Origin of the sequence: Mesorhizobium sp. ES1-1, assembly GCF_020164785.1 — a bacterium.
Taxonomy (GTDB): domain Bacteria; phylum Pseudomonadota; class Alphaproteobacteria; order Rhizobiales; family Rhizobiaceae; genus Mesorhizobium.
In genome coordinates, this window is record NZ_JAIUGX010000001.1 from 573,411 (window position 1) to 590,583 (window position 17,173).

Genomic DNA, 17,173 nt, shown 5'->3' on the forward strand with positions numbered 1-17,173 from the left:
GAGAGCCAACTGCTTTCTCCTCCGGCCCGGCAGGTCCGGGCTAGCCCACGGCCCCCTTGCCGGGAATGACGCGATGGACTCATGCGGCAAGCTGTGATTGCGTCTGGGCAAGCCGTGTTGAATTTGGCAGGGAGGATGTTGCCGGCGTGCAGGGCTTGTTCATCGTCATCATCGCGATCGCCTATGTGACGCTGCTGTTCGCTATCGCCAGCCTGGGCGACCGCCGCGCGGCGAAGTCGGGGGCCGGCCGGGCCCGGCCGTTCATCTATGCACTCAGCCTCGCCATCTACTGCACATCCTGGACCTTCTTCGGCTCGGTCGGACTGTCCTCCGAGCGCGGGCTGGAATTCCTCGGCATCTACACTGGTCCCGTGCTGGTGTTCGTGTTCGGCTTTCCGCTGCTCAACCGCATCGTGCGACTGGCCAAAACAGAGAAGATCACCTCGATCGCCGACTTTCTCGGCGCGCGCTACGGCAAGAGCTTCACCGTCTCGGCGATCGCGACGCTGATCGCCACGATCGGCGCGGTGCCCTATATCGCGCTGCAGCTGAAGGCGATCTCGGGTTCGGTCAGCCTGATGGTCGAGCATTACACCGGATCGCCACCCTCATTCGACCCGTTCGTCAGCGACATTTCGCTGGTCGTCGCCATGCTGCTGGCGCTGTTCGCCGTGCTGTTCGGCACCCGCCACGCCGACGCGACCGAGCACCAGGACGGGCTTGTCCTGGCTGTGGCGGTCGAGACCGTGGTCAAGCTCGCGGCCTTCCTTACGGTCGGACTTATGGTCACCTTCCTGATCTTCGGCGGTCCTGGCGACATGCTCGAGGAACTCGCCCGGAACGCGCAGGTGCGGCAGGCGATGAACTACAACACCTCGCTGGCCACATGGCTGGTGCTGACCACATTGAGCGGTTTTGCCATCATCATGCTGCCGCGGCAGTTCTACGTCACCATCGTGGAGAACCGCGGCGAGGCCGAGTTGCGCACCGCGACATGGGTGTTTCCCCTCTATCTCGTGGCAATCAACCTGTTCGTACTGCCGATCGCGTTTGCCGGCCTGACGGTGGTCGGCAGCGGAACCAGCAGCGATCTCTATGTGCTGTCGCTGCCCTTGTTCAGCGGCCATGATGTGCTGGCGATGGCGGCTTTCATCGGCGGCCTGTCGGCGGCAACGGCCATGGTGATCGTCGAAAGCGTGGCGCTGTCGATCATGATCTCCAACGATCTTGTCATCCCGCTGTTCGTGCGCCGCCTGCTCAAGACGAAGTCTCCGGAGACAGAGGACTGGTCGACGCTGATCCTCAATGTGCGGCGCGGGGCGATCTTCACGCTCCTGTTCATCGCCTTCCTCTATTACCGCGAGAGCACCAACAGCGCGCGCCTGTCGTCGATCGGCCTGATGTCCTTCGCGGCCATCGCCCAGTTCGCGCCGGCGCTGATCGGCGGCCTGATCTGGCGGGGCGCCAACGGTAGGGGTGCCGCGCTCGGCATGATCGCCGGCATCCTCATATGGGGCTACACATTGCTGTTTCCGTCGCTTGCCGACCCTGATACCGGCATCATCGTGCGCGGCCTGTTCGGCTTCGAGGCGTTGCGGCCGCAGGCGCTGTTCGGCACTGTCGCCGAACCGCTGAACCACGGCGTCCTGTGGAGCCTTTCGATCAATGCGGTGTTCTTCGTGCTGGGCTCGCTGTCGCGCGCTTCAGTACCGCTGGAACGCATCCAGGCGTCGATCTTCGTGCCTCGCGACGCCGGACCGATGCCCAGCCTGCGCCGCTTCCGCACCGCCATCACCGTCAACGATCTCAAGGACACGATCGGGCGGTATCTCGGCGTCGAGCGGACCGAGCGCTCCTTCCAGACGTTCGAGAAGACCAACGGCACCTCGCTGCACGGCAACGAGCAGGCGAGCATGGATGTCATCCGCTTCTCGGAGCAATTGCTGGCCAGCGCCGTCGGCTCCTCGTCGGCACGGCTGATCCTGTCACTTTTGTTCCGGCGCCACGACCGCGAATCCCGTGATGCGTTTCGCCTGCTCGACGACGCCACCGAAGCGCTGCAACACAATCGCGACCTGCTGCAGATCGCGCTCGACCAGATGGAGCAAGGCATAACCGTCTTCGACCGGGATTTTCGACTGATCTGTTGGAACCGCCAATATCGGGCGCTGTTCGACCTGCCCGACGAGATGGGCCAGGTTGGCGTCTCGCTCGACCGCATCCTGCGCCATCTGGCCGAGCGCGGCGACATTCCGGCGGAGCAGCGCGTGGCGATGCTCAACCGGCTGACGAGCTTCGTCAGCCCCTGGCAGATGGAACTCAAGACCAGCGGCCGCATCCTCGAACTGCGCTCCAATCCCATGCCGGACGGCGGCATCGTCGCCACCTATGCCGATATTTCCGGGCGCGTCGAACAGGATCTGGCGCTGAAGCGGGCCAATGAATCGCTCGAACAGCGCGTCAAAACGAGGACCATCGAACTAACTGGGGTCAATGAGGAGTTGACCCGGGTTAACGAAGAACTGGCGCAGGCGCAGATGCTGGCCGAGGAGGCCAATCTCGGCAAGACGCGATTCCTCGCAGCGGCCGGCCACGACATCCTGCAGCCGCTTAACGCAGCCCGCCTCTATTGCTCGTCGCTGATCGAGAAGGCCGGCACCGGGCCTGCCGCCATCGCGGCCGTCAACATCGAATCCTCGCTGGAATCGGTCGAGACCATTCTCGGCGCCGTACTCGATATCTCCCGCCTCGATGCCGGCGCGATGAAGCCGGAGAACACCGCCTTCAACCTTGACGGCTTGCTGCGCCAGCTCGGCAATGATTTCCAGCCGCTCGCCTCCGAAAAGAAGCTCGAGCTGACCATCATGCCGTCGTCGCTGACCGTGGTGACGGATCGCAATCTGTTGCGTCGCCTGATCCAGAACCTCGTCTCCAACGCCATCAAATACACGCGTCACGGCCGTGTGCTCGTCGGCGTGCGGCGCCGTGGCGAACTGGCCGAAATCCAGGTGATCGACACCGGCATCGGCATTGCCGGCGACAAGCTGAGCACGGTCTTCGACGAATTCACCCGGCTCGAAGAAGGTGTGCGCGAGGCCGAAGGCCTCGGCCTTGGCCTCTCCATCGTCGATCGCATAGCCCGGGTGTTGCGCCTGGAAATCCGAATCTTTTCAGATCCAGGCAAGGGCACGCGTTTTTCCGTCGTCCTGCCCGTGGCGGAAGCGCGGGAGGCGCGGCGCGAGATTGAGACCAGGCCGGCTGTCCGTTCGACAGCGTCGCTGTCCGGGCTGCGCGTGCTCTGCATCGACAATGATGCACGCATTCTGGATGGCATGCGGCTGCTGCTCGAGGGCTGGGGCTGCGACGTGGAAACGATCTCCGGCTCGAAAGACCTGGAGAGCACGATGATCCGCCGGCCTGACATTGTGCTGGCCGACTACCACCTCGACGGCGAAATCGGTCTCGACATCATCGTCAGGCTGCGCGCGGTCCACGGCGACGACATGGCCGCCGTGCTGGTCACCGCCGACCGCTCCCGCGAAGTCCGCACGGCAGCGGGCAGCCTCGAAATCCCGGTGATCAACAAACCGCTGAAACCAGCGGTGCTGCGCTCCATGATGGCCCGGATGCGGCCGCTGGCGTCCGCGGCCGAATGAAGGCCGAAGGCGCAGCGGTTTCGGCGTATGGTGACGCTCTATCCGAGTTCTCTGAGATAAGCGCAGAACATATCGGCCATCGCATCGGCGTAGGTTTCGATTTCGACGGGGTTTCGAGGGGTTTCGGAAAACTGTTTTCCGACCGCGCCGAGGGTCGTGCCTATCAAACTTCCCGCAAGATTGCGGACAGCATCCGAAGCCCCGGGCAAGGCCTCCTGCATGAAGAGTTGTATGGTGAGCGCTCCCGAAGCTTTGGCCTCCTCCGCCTCCGGCGCATCGCGGTAGAGTGGAGCGGCGTCGCTGAGGGCCACCCGAACGGCCGCCTCATCGCATTCCGAGCGAATGAAGGCGTGAACGACAGCGCGCAGCCTTTCAAACGGCGTCTTCTCCACTGACCGCAGAATTCCGCTCAGCAGATCGTTGGTCTGTCGCCATTCATCGCTCTGCAGCCGGAACAGCAATGCCGCCTTGTTGGGAAAATACTGATAGAGCGATCCGACGCTGACGCCAGCCTTCTCGGCCACGCGCGTGGTGGTGAAACGCTGCGCCCCTTCGCTCGCCAAAACCTGAACAGCAGCCTGCAGGATCGCCGCAACCAGGTCGGTGGCCCGCTCCTGTTTTGGCTGTTTTCGCGAGGAAATCGAAGGGTTGAGCGTCGGGCCATGTCTCGAGCCGGCAATGCGAATTGGAAACCTGAAGGATTATTCGTATTTTCAGGGCAACACAAGAACGCAGCCATTTTCAATCGGAGACTTCATGACAACGCTGACCAACGCCCCACTGGCACCTTTGCTGAAGCGCCTGTTCGACGAAGCCAATGCCGCAACCAGTCCGGCTGAGGCGGAGCTCTCGCATGAGGAGCGGGCGCGCCTGCTCAACAGCAAGACCGAATATGCCGATTTCTACGGACGGCTGAAGGATCTCTGGCTGGCGATCTCGCCCGAGACCGGCACCCTGCTCTATATGCTGGCGCGCAGCAGCGGCGCGCGCATCATCATCGAATTCGGCACCTCGTTCGGCATCTCGACGCTCTATCTTGCGGCAGCACTGCGCGACAATGGCGGTGGCCGCCTGATCACCACTGAGTTCGAGCCATCGAAAGTGATGCGTGCCAAGGCCAATTTGACCGAGGGCGGTCTGATCGACCTGGTGGACATCCGCGAAGGCGATGCGCTTGAGACGCTGAGCGCCGATCTGCCGGAGACGATCGATCTGCTGCTGCTTGACGGCGCAAAGGCGATCTATCCGGAGGTCCTCAGCCTGGTCGAGAGCCGCTTGAGGCCGGGCGCACTGATCATCGCCGACAATGCCGATTTCTCTCCCGAATATCTGCAAAGGGTGCGTTCACCGGCGTCTGGCTACATGTCCACGCCGTTTGGCGAGGACGTCGAACTCTCCGTGCGGCTCGGCTGACCAACCTCGTTGCCGCGTAAGACTTCAACCACGCGGCTCAACTCCTAATGTCGCTAGAGGCGACCGTAGGCGTTTACGTCAACCAACGCGCAATCGTCCGGCCGTCGACGGCGTGATAGGGCGAGCGCGGGAATCCCACGCTCAGCCTATCGGCTGCGGCGGGTCGCTGCCGATCCTGGACAGTAGGATCACCGCCTGGGTGCGGCTATCGACGCCGAGCTTCTGCAGGATGGCCGAGACATGCGCCTTGACCGTGGCCTCCGATACACCCAGTTCATAGGCAATCTGCTTGTTGAGCAGGCCTTCCGCCAGCATGCCGAGCACGCGCGTCTGCTGCGGCGTCAGTGCCTGCAGCCTCTTGATCAAGTCCGATATTTCGGGATCACGTTCGACGCCGAGATCGACCCCGACCGGTGCCGCGATATCGCCTGCAAGCACCGAGCGCACGGCATCGCGGATTTCGTCCATGCTGGCCGATTTGGAGATGAAGCCCGAGGCGCCGAGGTCGAGCGCACGCCTGATGGTTGCCGGATCGTCATGCGCCGACACCACGACGAGCGGCACCGCCGGATGGATGCCGCGCAGCGAGATCAGGCCTGACAGGCCGCTGGCGCCCGGCATCGACAGGTCGAGCAGCACCAGGTCGACATCTTCATTGGCGACGACCAGCGCCTTGGCGCTTTCGAAATCACCGGCCTCGTGGATGGCAACGACATTGCCGATGCCGGCCAGCGCTTCGCGCAACGCACCGCGAAAAAGCGGGTGATCGTCGGCGATGACGAAAGAATAGCCTGGCGGCAAGCGTTCCTCCCCAAATCCCTGATTTTCTGCTTTTTGCGGGATCAGTCAGGCGATTATGAAGGGCTGCGTGCCGTTTTCAAGCAGCAAAGCCGGCCAGCGGTGTTTTCCGGGCTTCGGGTGCTCAGGTCTTCTGTGAATTCGGTTGGGGGCCGTCGCCCTTATCCTTGTCCAGGTCCTTCACGATGCCCATGAAGCCCTTCAGGAAGCGCTCCATATAGCTCATCGACTTGTTGAAATCCTCCTCGCTCGGCAGCTTCGATTCGAGGCGGGCCGAAAGCGAATTCTCGAGCTTGGTAACGCGTTCGTCCATTGCCTTCATAGAGCTTTGCAGTCGGTCGATTTCGTCTTGGAAAGCGGTGCGTTCATCGGCAGCCACCTTGCAGACGAGTTGGCCGGAGCGCTCCTCGCAGATCGACATCGCGCCTGTGCGCGTATCCATCCGGACATAGCCATTGTCGGACTTTTCCAGCCGATAGTGGTCGGTTTCCTCCGAAAAGGCGGATGCCGCGACCAGCGAAACGAGTGCGGCGGGGATCAAGATGTGCTGCAGACGCATGTTGTCCTCCATGGCCAAAGCCCGAGATATCGCTTGTTTGCGCTTGAAATGGGGAAGACCCGTGGCACAGCCTTCCCCGCGGGGCTGGTTCGGACTATAGCGCAAACCATGTCCCGGATCATCTATAAGATAACCCCCGAAGCGCCTTGGCGCGAGGCCGAAGCCAGTGGTCGCTTCTCCGGCGCACCGATCGATGTCGCCGACGGCTTTATCCATTTCTCCACGGCGGCCCAGGTTCGGGAAACGGCGGCGAAGCATTTCTCCGGGCAACCGGACTTGTTGTTGGTTGCGATCGACGAGGCCCGCCTTGGCAACGCCTTGAAATACGAAGTCTCCGGCGGCGGCGCGCTGTTTCCGCATCTCTATGATGTGCTGGACATGAAAGCGGTGCTGTGGGTCCAGCCCTTGCCGCTGGGCGCCGACGGTGCGCACCAATTCCCTGCCTTGGAGGCTGAATGAGCGTGTTCGACCGGATCGGCCAGAAGCTGCTTTTCACATTCGATCCGGAAACCGCCCATGGCCTGTCAATCGCTGCGCTGCGCTGCGGACTGCCGGTGGCCGGGCGACCGATCCGCGACGACAGGCTGAAGGTCAGCCTCTGCAGCATCGACTTCCCCAATCCGCTCGGCATGGCGGCCGGCTATGACAAGAATGCCGAGGTGCCCGACGCCCTGCTCGGGCTCGGCTTCGGCTTCGCCGAGGTCGGCACGGTCACACCGCTACCGCAGGCTGGCAATCCGAAGCCACGGATCTTCCGGCTGACGGCCGATGAAGCGGTGATCAACCGGTTGGGCTTCAACAATGAAGGTCACGCGGCCGCCGAACGACGTCTTGCCGCGCGTAAGGGCCGTTCCGGCATTGTGGGCGTCAACATCGGCGCCAACAAGGACAGCAGCGACCGTGTCGCCGACTATGAGCGCGGCGTCATCCGCTTTGCGCCCTATGCCAGCTACCTGACGATCAACATCTCCTCGCCCAATACCCCCGGCTTGCGCACCATGCAGGCGCGCGAACAGCTTGGCGAGCTCTTGTCGCGCGTCATCGCCGCACGCGCCTCGGCAAGGGCGCGGCCGCCGGTCTTCCTCAAGATCGCGCCGGACCTGGTCGAGGCCGAGCTGGAGGACATCGCCGCCGAGGTGACCGAGAAACGGATCGATGGCGTCGTCGTCTCCAACACCACCGTCTCGCGGCCGGCCCTGCGCAGCGGCGACGCCGTGCGCGAGACCGGCGGGCTCTCCGGCAAGCCGCTGTTCGAACGCTCGACCATCGTGCTGGCCAGGATGCGCAGATTGCTCGGGCCCTCGATTGTGCTAATCGGCGTCGGCGGCGTCGACTCCACCGAAACGGCGCTGGAGAAGATCCGGGCTGGCGCCGATCTTGTCCAGCTCTACACGAGCATGATCTATGCCGGGCCCGCGCTGCCGGGCCGCATCATTGCCGGAATGGCCCGCCATGCCGAGACGGCAGGGCTGAAGTCCATTCGAGACCTGCGCGACAGCCATCTCGGCCAGTGGGCGGCGCGGCCGCTCAGCTGAACGCTGTCCGCATCCGCAGTCGCAGGATAGCCAGCAAGCTGAAACCGCGCACCAGCAGGAACACGTGCAACGCCGCCCACAGGCCGCTATTGCCGAACACCGGCCCCAAAGTCAGCAGAGCGGCCGTAAAGACGAGAAACGACAGCAACATCATGTTGCGCATGTCGCGCGACCAGGTCGCACCGATGAAGACGCCATCCATCTGGAATGCGAGCACACCGCTCAGCGCCGTGAACGCCGCCCATGGCAGGTAAATGTCGGCAACCGAACGGACCTCTGTCGACGTCGTGACGAGGGCGACCAGATCGGTGCCGCCGGCCAGCAGCACCAGCGTCGCTACTCCGGCCAGACCGAAACCCCACAGCAGCGTGAGCTTGACGGCCCTGCGGAACGGGATGGCGGCGCGCGCGCCGACGGCGCGGCCAGCCAGCTGTTCGGCGGCAGTGGCAAAACCATCGAGAAAGTAGCCCGCGACGAGGAAGAAATTCATCAGCACGGCGTTCGCGGCCAGCGTCACCGTGCCGAACTGCGCGCCCTGGCGCGTGAACAGAGCGAAGGCGGCGAGCAGCGAGAAGGAGCGGATCATGATGTCGCGGTTGAGCGAAAGCATGCGCAGGAAGGCGCCCGTGTGGAGCAGGCGATGACGCGGCAAGGCCGGCGCCGCGCGGAACCGCCTGACAACGATGGCAAGACCAAGCAGCATGGCGAGGAACTCTCCGGCGACGGTTGCCCAGGCGACGCCGGCAACCCCCCAGCCGAGCCTCAGGCCGAGCAGCAGACAGAGCGCCATGTTGACGCTGTTGAGCACCAGTTGCAGCATCAGGCCAAGCCCGCCCTCGCCGCGCCCCAGCACGTAGCCCAGGATGGCGTAGTTGATCAGCGAAAAGGGCGTTGCGAGCAGCCTGATGCGGATGTAGACCCCCATCGCCTCGCTGACGCGCGGTTCGGCCCCCATGAACCACTGACCGCCGACCGCGAACAATGGCGCCAGCGCCGCCAGAACGATGCCAGCGATCACGGCGATCAGCATGGCGCGCCAGAACACCGCCTGTTCTTCCAGAACATCGCCGCGTCCGAAGGCTTGCGCGACAAGGCCGGTGGTGCCGGAGCGCAGGAAGTTGAATGTGGTGAAGACGACGTCGAAAACCAGCGCTCCGGCGGCCAGCCCGCCCAAGAGGGCGGCGTCGCCGAACTGGCCGACGACAGCCGTATCGACCAAGCCGAGCATGGGCGTCGTCAAATAGGCAAGCGTCATCGGCACCGAGATGGCGAGCACCGAGCGGTTGGTGACGACGAAGGATCCCCGGTCCACGGCGGATCCGGCGTCGGCTGGGGTCGCACCCTGGTCCAAGGATTGCTGCCTTGCTGATTGCGGCTTGATCGAACTGCCGATGTGCCCCATTTTCCGGCCACCGCGCAATCATCCTTCCCGGGATGGCCAACCGAAATCCCGGTCTGGCGTGAGCCCGGCGGACCCATTCCATGCCGTTGCACATCGTCCATCATCCCGACTACGACGCGGGTTTTGCCGCCAACCATCGCTTTCCGATGAGCAAATATCCGCTGCTGATGGAAGCCTTGACTGCACGCGGCCTGGCTGGACCGGACGCGCTCAGCACCGCCGAACCGGCGCCCGTGTCATGGCTCAAGCTTGCCCATGCGGCGGATTATGTCGATCAGGTCGTTGACTGCCGCGTGCCCGAAAAAATCGAGCGGGAGATCGGTTTCCCGGTCAGCCCTCGCGTCTCGCTGCGTGCGCGGCTCGCCGCGGGCGGTACTATACAGGCGGCGCGGCTGGCCTTGCGGCACGGCATCGCCTGCAACACCGCCGGCGGCAGCCATCATGCGCGTCGCGCGCAAGGCGCCGGCTTCTGCACCTTCAACGATGTCGCAATTGCCTCGCTGGTCCTGTTGGCCGAGGGTGCCGCGCAGAACATCCTGGTCGTCGATCTCGACGTGCACCAGGGCGACGGCACGGCGGATATACTGGCGGGCGATCCGCGCGTGTTCACCTTCTCCATGCATGGGGACCGCAATTATCCCGCGCGCAAGATTGCCTCGGACCTCGATATCGCCCTGCCCGACGGCACGGGCGATGCTGCCTATCTCAGTAGGCTGGCCGCCATTCTGCCGGAGCTGTCGGCCAAGGCCCGTTGGGACATCGTGTTCTACAATGCCGGGGTGGACGTCCATGCCGAGGACCGACTTGGCAGGCTGGCGCTTTCCGATGACGGGCTGCGCGCCCGCGAAGAAGCGGTTATCCGCCACTTTCGCGCGCGTAACATTCCGGTCTGTGGCGTCATTGGCGGCGGCTATTCAACGGATGTGGCGGCACTTGCCGCACGCCACGCCATCCTTTTCGAGGTCGCGTCGGATTACGGCCGATAGCTCACTTGCGGTAGTTGGCAAGCCTCAGCAGGATGAAGGCGGGTATGACAATCGCGGCGCCGAGCAGGATATAGCCGAGGAAACGATAGACCGCATTGAAGCCCAGGTTCCAGAGATCCGTGAACAAACGCTGGATTGCTTGCAGCACATCCATGGGCGACCAGCCGAAGGCATTCATCACCAGACCGACAAGGAACGACACCACGAGCAGCTTCAGGATCACCCTGAGCGGGGAGTCGCCGAGAAAGCGCGTCAATGCGGACAATTCCTGTCTCCGGCTCCGTCGCCCGATTCGGGCCACCGAGACATACGCATTCGAGTTCCTTGCTTCAAGCCGAACCAGGCCGGAACAACAGCCCCCCTGGCTTATCTGTTTTCTAACCAATTGCCGCTATTCCGGATCGAATAGCGGGAGCCGGGCCCTTGATGGAGACGACGAAAAACAGCGGGCGACGCAGCGTCATGCTGTCGGTGGTCGTTCCCTGCTACAATGAGCTCGATGGCATCAGCGAACTCCATCGCCGGGTAACCGCCGCATGTCTGGCGCAGGGCCCCTCCTATGAGATCGTGCTGGTCATCGACGGCGCGACGGACGGTACGCGCGACGCGATTTTCCAGCTGGCTGAGAAGGACGACCACGTCGTCGCCATCGATCTTGCCCGCAACTACGGCCACCAGATCGCGCTGACTGCCGGCCTCGAATTCTGCCGCGGCCAGCGCATCCTCATTCTCGACGCCGACCTTCAGGATCCGCCCGAGCTTCTTGGCGCCATGATGGCGAAGATGAATGAAGGCTTCGACGTCGTCTACGGCCAGAGGATCAAACGTGACGGCGAAAGCTGGTTCAAGCTGGCTTCCGCGTCGATGTTCTATCGCCTGCTTGGACGGATGGTCGACGTCGATATCGCGCCGAATTCCGGCGACTTCCGGCTGATGAGCCGCCGCGCGCTGGACCATCTGAATGCGATGCCCGAGCGCTACAGGTTCATTCGGGGCATGGTGAGCTGGATCGGACTGAAACAGGTGGCTTTCCCCTATGAAAGACACCGGCGCTTCGCCGGCACCACCCATTATCCGCTTAAGAAGATGGTTCTGCTGGCGGTCGACGCGATGACCAGCTTCTCCATCGCGCCTTTGCGGTTTGCCTCTTTGCTCGGCATGATGTTTGGCCTGCTGGGGCTGGTCGTGTTGGGCTACACGCTTGTCGAATGGTCACTCGGCAACGTGCTGCCCGGCTGGACCAGCCTTGCAGCGATCATGCTGATCCTTGGCAGCGTGCAACTGATGGTGCTCGGGATTTTCGGCGAGTATCTCGGGCGCATGTACATGGAGACCAAGCGCCGTCCGCTGTACTTCGTCGACGAGATCGTTTCGCGGCGCCCGGCGGTCCTGGACGATGAGGATTTGCCCGTCCACCGCCTCCAGGAAATGGCAAAAAGAGCCGCGCGTGGTTGAGACGAAGGTCGGCCGGGCGCAAACGAAATGGCATGGGCGCAATGCGGCCTGCTTTTCAGTCTGACTTGCCGCCTATGAAGCTGTCCGGCACCATCCGCCTCAAAAAGGCGCTCGGATATGGGACCATCCTGCCCGGTGGCGTTATGACATGAGCGGGGCAGAGGCGATTATGCGGTCGATGCCGCGGCTCGATGATGCGCAACGCATCCGATTGCTGTTCTGCCTGTTCGCCGCTTGCGCCGCGGGTCTGGTGCTCGCCGCTTTCGCCGGATCCATGCTGCAGGACCCCGACAGCTGGTGGCAGGTGAAGGTCGGACTGGATTTCCTGTCGAACCCGATATTTCCGACCGTCGACACCTACTCACACACTTTCGCCGGCAAGCCGTGGATCGCCAAGGAGTGGCTGGGACAGGTGCTTCTGGCGCTCGCCTACAGCGCTGGCGGCTGGAAAGGCGTGGTGACACTGATCATCGCGACCATCTGCCTGACGATCTTCCTGATGGGATGGTTCCTCAGTGCCTCGCTGAAGCCTCTCCTGGCGGTCGGTCTGGCCTTCGTCGCCGCCTTCCTGATCGACCCGATCTATACGGCGCGGCCTCACGTTTTCACCTTGCCGATCATCGTCGTCTGGACCGCAATGCTGTTTGGAGCCGCGCGCGCCGAGAAGGCGCCTCCGCCCTGGCTGCTTGTGCTTGTCGTGCTGTGGGCGAACCTGCACGCAACGTTCACCCTGAGCTTCGTCATAGCCGCCTTCGCCGGCCTCGATATCCTGGCGCGGACAGGCTTGTCGAAGCCGAGGCTCCTGGCGAAATGGATCGTATTCGGCCTGCTCTGCCCGCTTGTGAGCCTGATCCATCCCTATGGCCTGAAGGCCATCATGGCCACCTTGACGGTCGCCTATGGCAACGAAGCAGTGCCCCTCATCACCGAATGGCAACCCTTCAACGCCCAGGAACATCTGTCCCAGGAAGTAGCGATGCTGGTGGCGCTTTTCGGGCTTTTGATATCAAGGCTGCGGATCGGCTGGCCCAGGGCGCTGTTCATTGTCTTCACCCTGCACGTCTATCTGTCGCATCTGCGGTTCATGTATCTGTTCTTCCTGCTGGTTCCACTGGTCGTCGCGGCCGAGGTCGCGCAGCAATATCCCGGGCTGTCGCTTGCCTCCTGGCTGGCTGACAAGCGTGACGGACTGGAAAAATTCATTGCCCGTCACCTCCACCCGATCTGCGCCACGGCGGCCCTTTGTGTGATCGGTGCGGTCTCCCTGCTCGGCGATGTCTATCGAGTAGAACCGAGCCCAAGGACATCGGCCACCGGGGCGCTGGCTTTTGCCGAGAGCCACCATCTGTCCGGCAACGTGCTGAACTCCTACAATTTCGGCGGCACTCTGATCTTCCACGGCATCAAGACATATATCGACGGCCGGACCGATCAGTTGTTCCTGGGCGGTTTCACGAAGACCGACGACGAGACCGGGCTGAGCGGCGGAAAGCCGTTGCTCGACGCCCAGATCAAGAAATACGGGATTGGATGGGCGCTGCTGTCGTCCGACGACAATCGCATCCCCTTCTTCGAGGAACTCGGCTGGAAACGGGTCTATTCGGACAATTACGCGGTAATCTACCAACCCGGGGCGTGATCCCCTTGTGTCTTGACAACGGCGCTTTGCGATTGCCCGGAGGCGTGCCGTCATGATAACGAAGGGTCGCGCGGGTATGATGTAATGGTAGCTTGTCAGCTTCCCAAGCTGAACGCGAGGGTTCGATTCCCTCTACCCGCTCCACTCTTTTGAGCCGATGGCCGATCGTGACGGATAAGTCTGTCGGCTCGGCCGTCATCAGTTCCAGGACCGCTACGTTGGATAATTGTGGCGGCGGCTCTGGAGCATGCCGGCCTGCCGCCAAGGCGCATGGTGCGGCCGGCGATGCGGAGAGTGAATCCGCATCGTCGGCCGCATGAAACGTTTAGCTTGCCACGACCATCTGCGGGACGCCCCGCTTCACGGTTTCCGCGAGGTCCGCAGATGCGACGCGCCTACGAAAGCGCCCTCAGTCCTGGGGCCGGAGACCGCACGCCTGAAGCAATTCATCGAGAGTGCCTGTCTGGCACAGCGTCTTCTTGCCTCCATCCGCGATCCGGGCCGGGGCGACGGATCGGCCGGTGACTTCACGAACGACGTCGGCGATCTGGGTGCTGTCGAGGTTCTGGTAGCACAGGGTCGTCTTTTCAGAGGCGTTCATTGATAGCCGCTTCTGGCCAGGCGATTTCCTCCGTGCCGAAATACCCTGGTCCGCAGACTCGACCTGAGGGTAGCATTTCCAGAAGAAGACTTGGCCATCGGCCCCCTCCCACAATGCACAGCCGCCCCCGCCGCAGTCGAGAACCCAATGTTCAGTTTCACATACCGACATTTTTCGCTCCATATTGGATTGCGGCAAGTCAACGATCCGAGAGCAAGTCAACTGCATCCGACCAGTGTCACTCAGTGCGACGCGCCCTCCGACAATTCCTTGCCGTGCGGACACAATCGCAGCGTTAGCGTGATCTGATCGTGAACCGCCTCCCCAGGGAGCGCATGCTGTGATGTCACATTGATTTTGGCCGGAAGGCGCACGCAGTAGCATGTGCGGATCGTTGCCAGCCTGGTATCGAGCGCGACTTGCATGCGCTCTGTTTTCGCGGGATCAGCCGCCAGAGAACCCGCTATTTCTCGCGATCATAAGGGAAGGTCGCGTCTCCATCGTCATTGCCTGAAATGACGCGAGGGTTCGCGCTGGAGACACCATCGTTCGATCCGCCCTTGTGGTTCTTCTCAGACTGTCCTTTGGCGTCGGCTTCCGGGCCGGACTTGGCCTGCCCCGGTCCTTTGTTATCGGGGGACGAAGGGCTTGGTTCGGCTGATCCTTTATCGGGGCGCGGCTTGCTGGACATGCGAATCTCCTTGCTCGAGACGGCAACTCGGTTTCGCAAGCAAGGTTCCTCCGGGCTGCCGCGTTCCACCGCTATCCAACCTCCCGCAAGATGAAATCATGCAGCATCTTGGCCGCCGGAGAGAGCACGCGGTTTCTTACCGTGATCAAGCTATAAGGCCTGACCTCGATGTCGAATTCGGTCTGGACGACATCGATGGCGCCGGCGAGCCCCTCGGGATTCTGGATGAACTTCGCAACCTGGACCGAGACCGGGGCGATGGCGTCCGATTGCGCCACCATGACCAGGGTCAACAGCAGCGAACTGGTGTTGAGGATGCGATCGGGCAGCGCGATGTTGCGGTTCAGGAAATTGCTCTCCATCGCCTGGCGCAAGGGCGAGCCGCCGGACTGGAAGACCCAGTCAAAGGCTGCGGTCTCTTCCAGCCGAATGGCTTCCCCCCTGGCCAGCGGATGACCACGGCGCACGATCAGGCAGGCCTTCTCGACGCCGATGACGCGTGCGTCGAACAGTCGAGGGTTGAGGTCATCGGGAATGCGCGCGATGATGAAATCATGGCGTGACGCCAGCAATTCGCGGGCCAGTACGTTGGAGGTTTCGACCTGCATGGTGATTTCGATGCGCGGGTGGAGCCGACGGATTTCACGAATTGCTGGCACTGCCAGTTCGATCGCCGGTGCCGTCACCGCGCCAAGAAACACCGACCCGCCCTTGCCGGCCTTCAGTTCGGAAATCTCGCGGTCGACCTCGCGCATTTCCAGCAATATGGAACGTGCGCGCCTGGCCAGCGCCTTACCGTAGGGCGTCAATGTGATGCCGCGCGGCAGCCTCTCGCACAATTTGACCGCCAACACTGCTTCCATCTCGCTGATCATGCGAGACGCTGCGGGCTGGGAAATGTTCATGACCTGCGCCGCCGCGCTGACCCTTGCATGATCATCGAGCGCCACGATCATGCGCATGTGACGCAGGCTGAGCCCGCTGCGCAGAAGGGTTTCGCCGTCGCCTGGATTGCCGTCGCTACCATTCGAACCGGCTTGGGGGTTTCTTGGCGGGGCCATGCCTGATGCCTGTTCCGGTTGCGATGCGCAGCCCGGGAAGCCGGCCGCCACGCTTCATTAGCTATACCGTGCTCGATATAGCAACTATCACAGATCGCATTTGACAGTTATGGCAAAAGCGTCGAAACGTTCGTGCGTTCCGAAACGCCTCGGTCGATCACGTCAATCGTATCGATTGAAATCGCATTTTGGAGCCATGGGAGGATACCGGATATAAACATGACGGCAGCAGCGCCTTGGCGTGTCTGCACGATTGCGCGGCCCACGACCCCGGGGTGCCGTGTCCATCAACCAGGGAGAGTTACGTGAAAATCATCAAGACGTTAGTCGCCGCCTTGGCGGTCAGCATCGCGGCCATGTCGGCAACTGCCTACGCAGCGGACAAGGGCCTTGTCGGTGTTCTGATGCCGACCAAGACCTCGCAGCGCTGGATCAATGACGGCGACGCCGTGAAGTCCCAGCTCGAAGCTCTGGGCTATACTGTCGACCTGCAGTACGCGCAGGACGACATCCCCAACCAGCTCAGCCAGCTCGAGAACGAAATCACCAAGGGCCCGAAGGCGCTGATCATCGCCTCGATCGACGGCACCACACTTTCGGATGCCCTGCAGAAGGCCGCTGACGCCGGCGTCGTCGTCGTCGCCTACGACCGCCTGATCAAGAAGACCCCCAATGTCGACTATTACACCACGTTCGACAATTTCGGCGTCGGCGTGATCCAGGCAAATTCGCTGGTCAAGGGCCTCAAGGAGCGTTTCCCCAACACCAAGCCTTGGAATGTCGAACTGTTCGGCGGCTCGCCCGACGACAACAACGCCTTCTTCTTCTACAATGGCGCGATCTCTGTGCTGCAGCCGCTGATCGATGACGGTTCGATCAAGATCAAGTCCGGCCAGACCGGCATGGACAAGGTCGGCACGCTGCGTTGGCTCGCCGCCACTGCCCAGGCGCGCATGGACAATCTGCTCTCGGCCAACTACTCGGACGGCAGCCGCGTCGATGGCGTTCTGTCGCCCTATGACGGCCTGTCGCGCGGTATTACTGCTTCGCTGCGCGCCGTCGGCTATGGCACGGATGCACAGCCTTGGCCGATCGTGACCGGCCAGGACGCCGAGACCGCCTCGGTCAAGTTGATCATCAGTGGCGAACAGTACTCGACCGTGTTCAAGGACACCCGCGAACTGGCCAAGGCCACTGTCCAACTCGTCGACAAGGTGCTTTCTGGCGGCAAGCCGGAAGGTCTCGACACCAAGACCTACAACAACGACGTCAAGGTCGTTCCCTCGATCCTGCTGACGCCGCATGAGGTCGACAAGTCGAACTACCAGGCGCTGGTCGTCGACTCCGGCTACATCAAGGCCGAAGAACTGAAGTAAG

Annotated in this window: 16 protein-coding genes and 1 tRNA gene; 9 read left to right on the plus strand and 8 right to left on the minus strand. The window is 62.5% G+C overall.

What is annotated here, in order from left to right:
• Positions 1-146: 146 nt before the first annotated feature.
• Positions 147-3,656, plus strand: coding sequence for a PAS-domain containing protein (locus LB513_RS02640; RefSeq protein WP_224661881.1), 3,510 nt, complete (start codon positions 147-149; stop codon positions 3,654-3,656).
• Between the two features lie 38 nt (positions 3,657-3,694).
• Here LB513_RS02640 and LB513_RS02645 read toward each other — a convergent pair whose 3' ends face one another.
• Positions 3,695-4,336 (minus strand): TetR family transcriptional regulator, encoded by a 642-nt coding sequence (locus LB513_RS02645; RefSeq protein WP_224661938.1) that lies wholly within the window; start codon positions 4,334-4,336, stop codon positions 3,695-3,697.
• Positions 4,337-4,412: 76 nt separating this feature from the next.
• Here LB513_RS02645 and LB513_RS02650 point away from each other — a divergent pair, with 76 nt between their 5' ends.
• On the plus strand, positions 4,413-5,069 hold the full coding sequence (locus tag LB513_RS02650) for an O-methyltransferase (RefSeq protein ID WP_224661882.1): 657 nt from the start codon (positions 4,413-4,415) through the stop codon (positions 5,067-5,069).
• A gap of 141 nt (positions 5,070-5,210) precedes the next feature.
• Here LB513_RS02650 and LB513_RS02655 read toward each other — a convergent pair whose 3' ends face one another.
• Together LB513_RS02655 and LB513_RS02660 are read right to left on the minus strand one after the other, a co-directional pair.
• Complete coding sequence (locus LB513_RS02655; protein WP_224661883.1) at positions 5,211-5,870, minus strand: response regulator transcription factor; 660 nt, start codon at positions 5,868-5,870, stop codon at positions 5,211-5,213.
• A 121-nt stretch (positions 5,871-5,991) separates the two neighbouring features.
• Entirely contained in the window at positions 5,992-6,426 is a 435-nt protein-coding gene (locus LB513_RS02660) for a hypothetical protein (RefSeq protein ID WP_224661884.1), read from the minus strand.
• A gap of 108 nt (positions 6,427-6,534) precedes the next feature.
• On the opposite strand from LB513_RS02660, the gene LB513_RS02665 reads away from it, so the two are divergent.
• Together LB513_RS02665 and LB513_RS02670 are read left to right on the plus strand one after the other, a co-directional pair.
• Positions 6,535-6,885: a DUF952 domain-containing protein gene (locus LB513_RS02665; RefSeq protein ID WP_224661939.1), complete on the plus strand. Its 351-nt coding sequence runs from the start codon at positions 6,535-6,537 to the stop codon at positions 6,883-6,885.
• A complete protein-coding gene (locus tag LB513_RS02670; RefSeq protein ID WP_224661885.1) occupies positions 6,882-7,961 on the plus strand; it encodes a quinone-dependent dihydroorotate dehydrogenase in 1,080 nt (359 codons plus the stop codon). The genes LB513_RS02665 and LB513_RS02670 overlap by 4 nt, the downstream gene beginning before the upstream one ends.
• On the opposite strand, the gene LB513_RS02675 is transcribed toward LB513_RS02670, so the two are convergent.
• Positions 7,954-9,312, minus strand: coding sequence for an MATE family efflux transporter (locus tag LB513_RS02675; RefSeq protein WP_224661886.1), 1,359 nt, complete (start codon positions 9,310-9,312; stop codon positions 7,954-7,956). The two genes, LB513_RS02670 and LB513_RS02675, sit on opposite strands and share 8 nt — an antisense overlap.
• A gap of 131 nt (positions 9,313-9,443) precedes the next feature.
• On the opposite strand from LB513_RS02675, the gene LB513_RS02680 reads away from it, so the two are divergent.
• Positions 9,444-10,349, plus strand: a complete 906-nt coding sequence (locus LB513_RS02680; protein WP_224661887.1) for a histone deacetylase — start codon at positions 9,444-9,446, stop codon at positions 10,347-10,349.
• Position 10,350: 1 nt separating this feature from the next.
• Here LB513_RS02680 and LB513_RS02685 read toward each other — a convergent pair whose 3' ends face one another.
• Positions 10,351-10,614 (minus strand): DUF6460 domain-containing protein, encoded by a 264-nt coding sequence (locus tag LB513_RS02685; protein WP_224661888.1) that lies wholly within the window; start codon positions 10,612-10,614, stop codon positions 10,351-10,353.
• Between the two features lie 161 nt (positions 10,615-10,775).
• Here LB513_RS02685 and LB513_RS02690 point away from each other — a divergent pair, with 161 nt between their 5' ends.
• The 3 genes from LB513_RS02690 to LB513_RS02700 all read left to right on the plus strand — a co-directional run bounded on the left by LB513_RS02690 (position 10,776) and on the right by LB513_RS02700 (position 13,587).
• The gene (locus LB513_RS02690; RefSeq protein ID WP_224661889.1) at positions 10,776-11,804 is read left to right on the plus strand and encodes a glycosyltransferase family 2 protein; all 1,029 of its coding nucleotides are present in this window, start codon (positions 10,776-10,778) and stop codon (positions 11,802-11,804) included.
• A 148-nt stretch (positions 11,805-11,952) separates the two neighbouring features.
• A complete protein-coding gene (locus tag LB513_RS02695; protein ID WP_224661890.1) occupies positions 11,953-13,443 on the plus strand; it encodes a hypothetical protein in 1,491 nt (496 codons plus the stop codon).
• A gap of 70 nt (positions 13,444-13,513) precedes the next feature.
• A tRNA-Gly gene (locus LB513_RS02700) sits at positions 13,514-13,587 on the plus strand.
• A 265-nt stretch (positions 13,588-13,852) separates the two neighbouring features.
• Here the strand turns inward: LB513_RS02700 and LB513_RS02705 are convergent.
• The 3 genes from LB513_RS02705 to LB513_RS02715 form a co-directional block, all read right to left on the minus strand.
• Entirely contained in the window at positions 13,853-14,044 is a 192-nt protein-coding gene (locus LB513_RS02705) for a hypothetical protein (RefSeq protein WP_224661891.1), read from the minus strand.
• Between the two features lie 463 nt (positions 14,045-14,507).
• Positions 14,508-14,735 (minus strand): hypothetical protein, encoded by a 228-nt coding sequence (locus LB513_RS02710; protein ID WP_224661892.1) that lies wholly within the window; start codon positions 14,733-14,735, stop codon positions 14,508-14,510.
• A gap of 71 nt (positions 14,736-14,806) precedes the next feature.
• Positions 14,807-15,796, minus strand: a complete 990-nt coding sequence (locus tag LB513_RS02715) for a LysR family transcriptional regulator (RefSeq protein ID WP_224661893.1) — start codon at positions 15,794-15,796, stop codon at positions 14,807-14,809.
• Between the two features lie 305 nt (positions 15,797-16,101).
• On the opposite strand from LB513_RS02715, the gene chvE reads away from it, so the two are divergent.
• The gene (gene chvE / locus LB513_RS02720) at positions 16,102-17,172 is read left to right on the plus strand and encodes a multiple monosaccharide ABC transporter substrate-binding protein (RefSeq protein WP_224661894.1); all 1,071 of its coding nucleotides are present in this window, start codon (positions 16,102-16,104) and stop codon (positions 17,170-17,172) included.
• Position 17,173 lies beyond the last annotated feature (1 nt).

Bases quoted from the DNA above. Each gene is read 5' to 3' on its own strand.
- LB513_RS02710 (WP_224661892.1), bottom strand. From the start codon at position 14,735: ATGTCCAGCAAGCCGCGCCCCGATAAAGGATCAGCCGAACCAAGCCCT.
- LB513_RS02670 (WP_224661885.1), top strand. From the start codon at position 6,882: ATGAGCGTGTTCGACCGGATCGGCCAGAAGCTGCTTTTCACATTCGAT.
- LB513_RS02660 (WP_224661884.1), bottom strand. From the start codon at position 6,426: ATGCGTCTGCAGCACATCTTGATCCCCGCCGCACTCGTTTCGCTGGTC.
- LB513_RS02690 (WP_224661889.1), top strand. From the start codon at position 10,776: ATGGAGACGACGAAAAACAGCGGGCGACGCAGCGTCATGCTGTCGGTG.
- LB513_RS02650 (WP_224661882.1), top strand. From the start codon at position 4,413: ATGACAACGCTGACCAACGCCCCACTGGCACCTTTGCTGAAGCGCCTG.
- LB513_RS02715 (WP_224661893.1), bottom strand. From the start codon at position 15,796: ATGGCCCCGCCAAGAAACCCCCAAGCCGGTTCGAATGGTAGCGACGGC.
- LB513_RS02665 (WP_224661939.1), top strand. From the start codon at position 6,535: ATGTCCCGGATCATCTATAAGATAACCCCCGAAGCGCCTTGGCGCGAG.
- LB513_RS02680 (WP_224661887.1), top strand. From the start codon at position 9,444: ATGCCGTTGCACATCGTCCATCATCCCGACTACGACGCGGGTTTTGCC.
- LB513_RS02705 (WP_224661891.1), bottom strand. From the start codon at position 14,044: ATGAACGCCTCTGAAAAGACGACCCTGTGCTACCAGAACCTCGACAGC.
- LB513_RS02695 (WP_224661890.1), top strand. From the start codon at position 11,953: ATGAGCGGGGCAGAGGCGATTATGCGGTCGATGCCGCGGCTCGATGAT.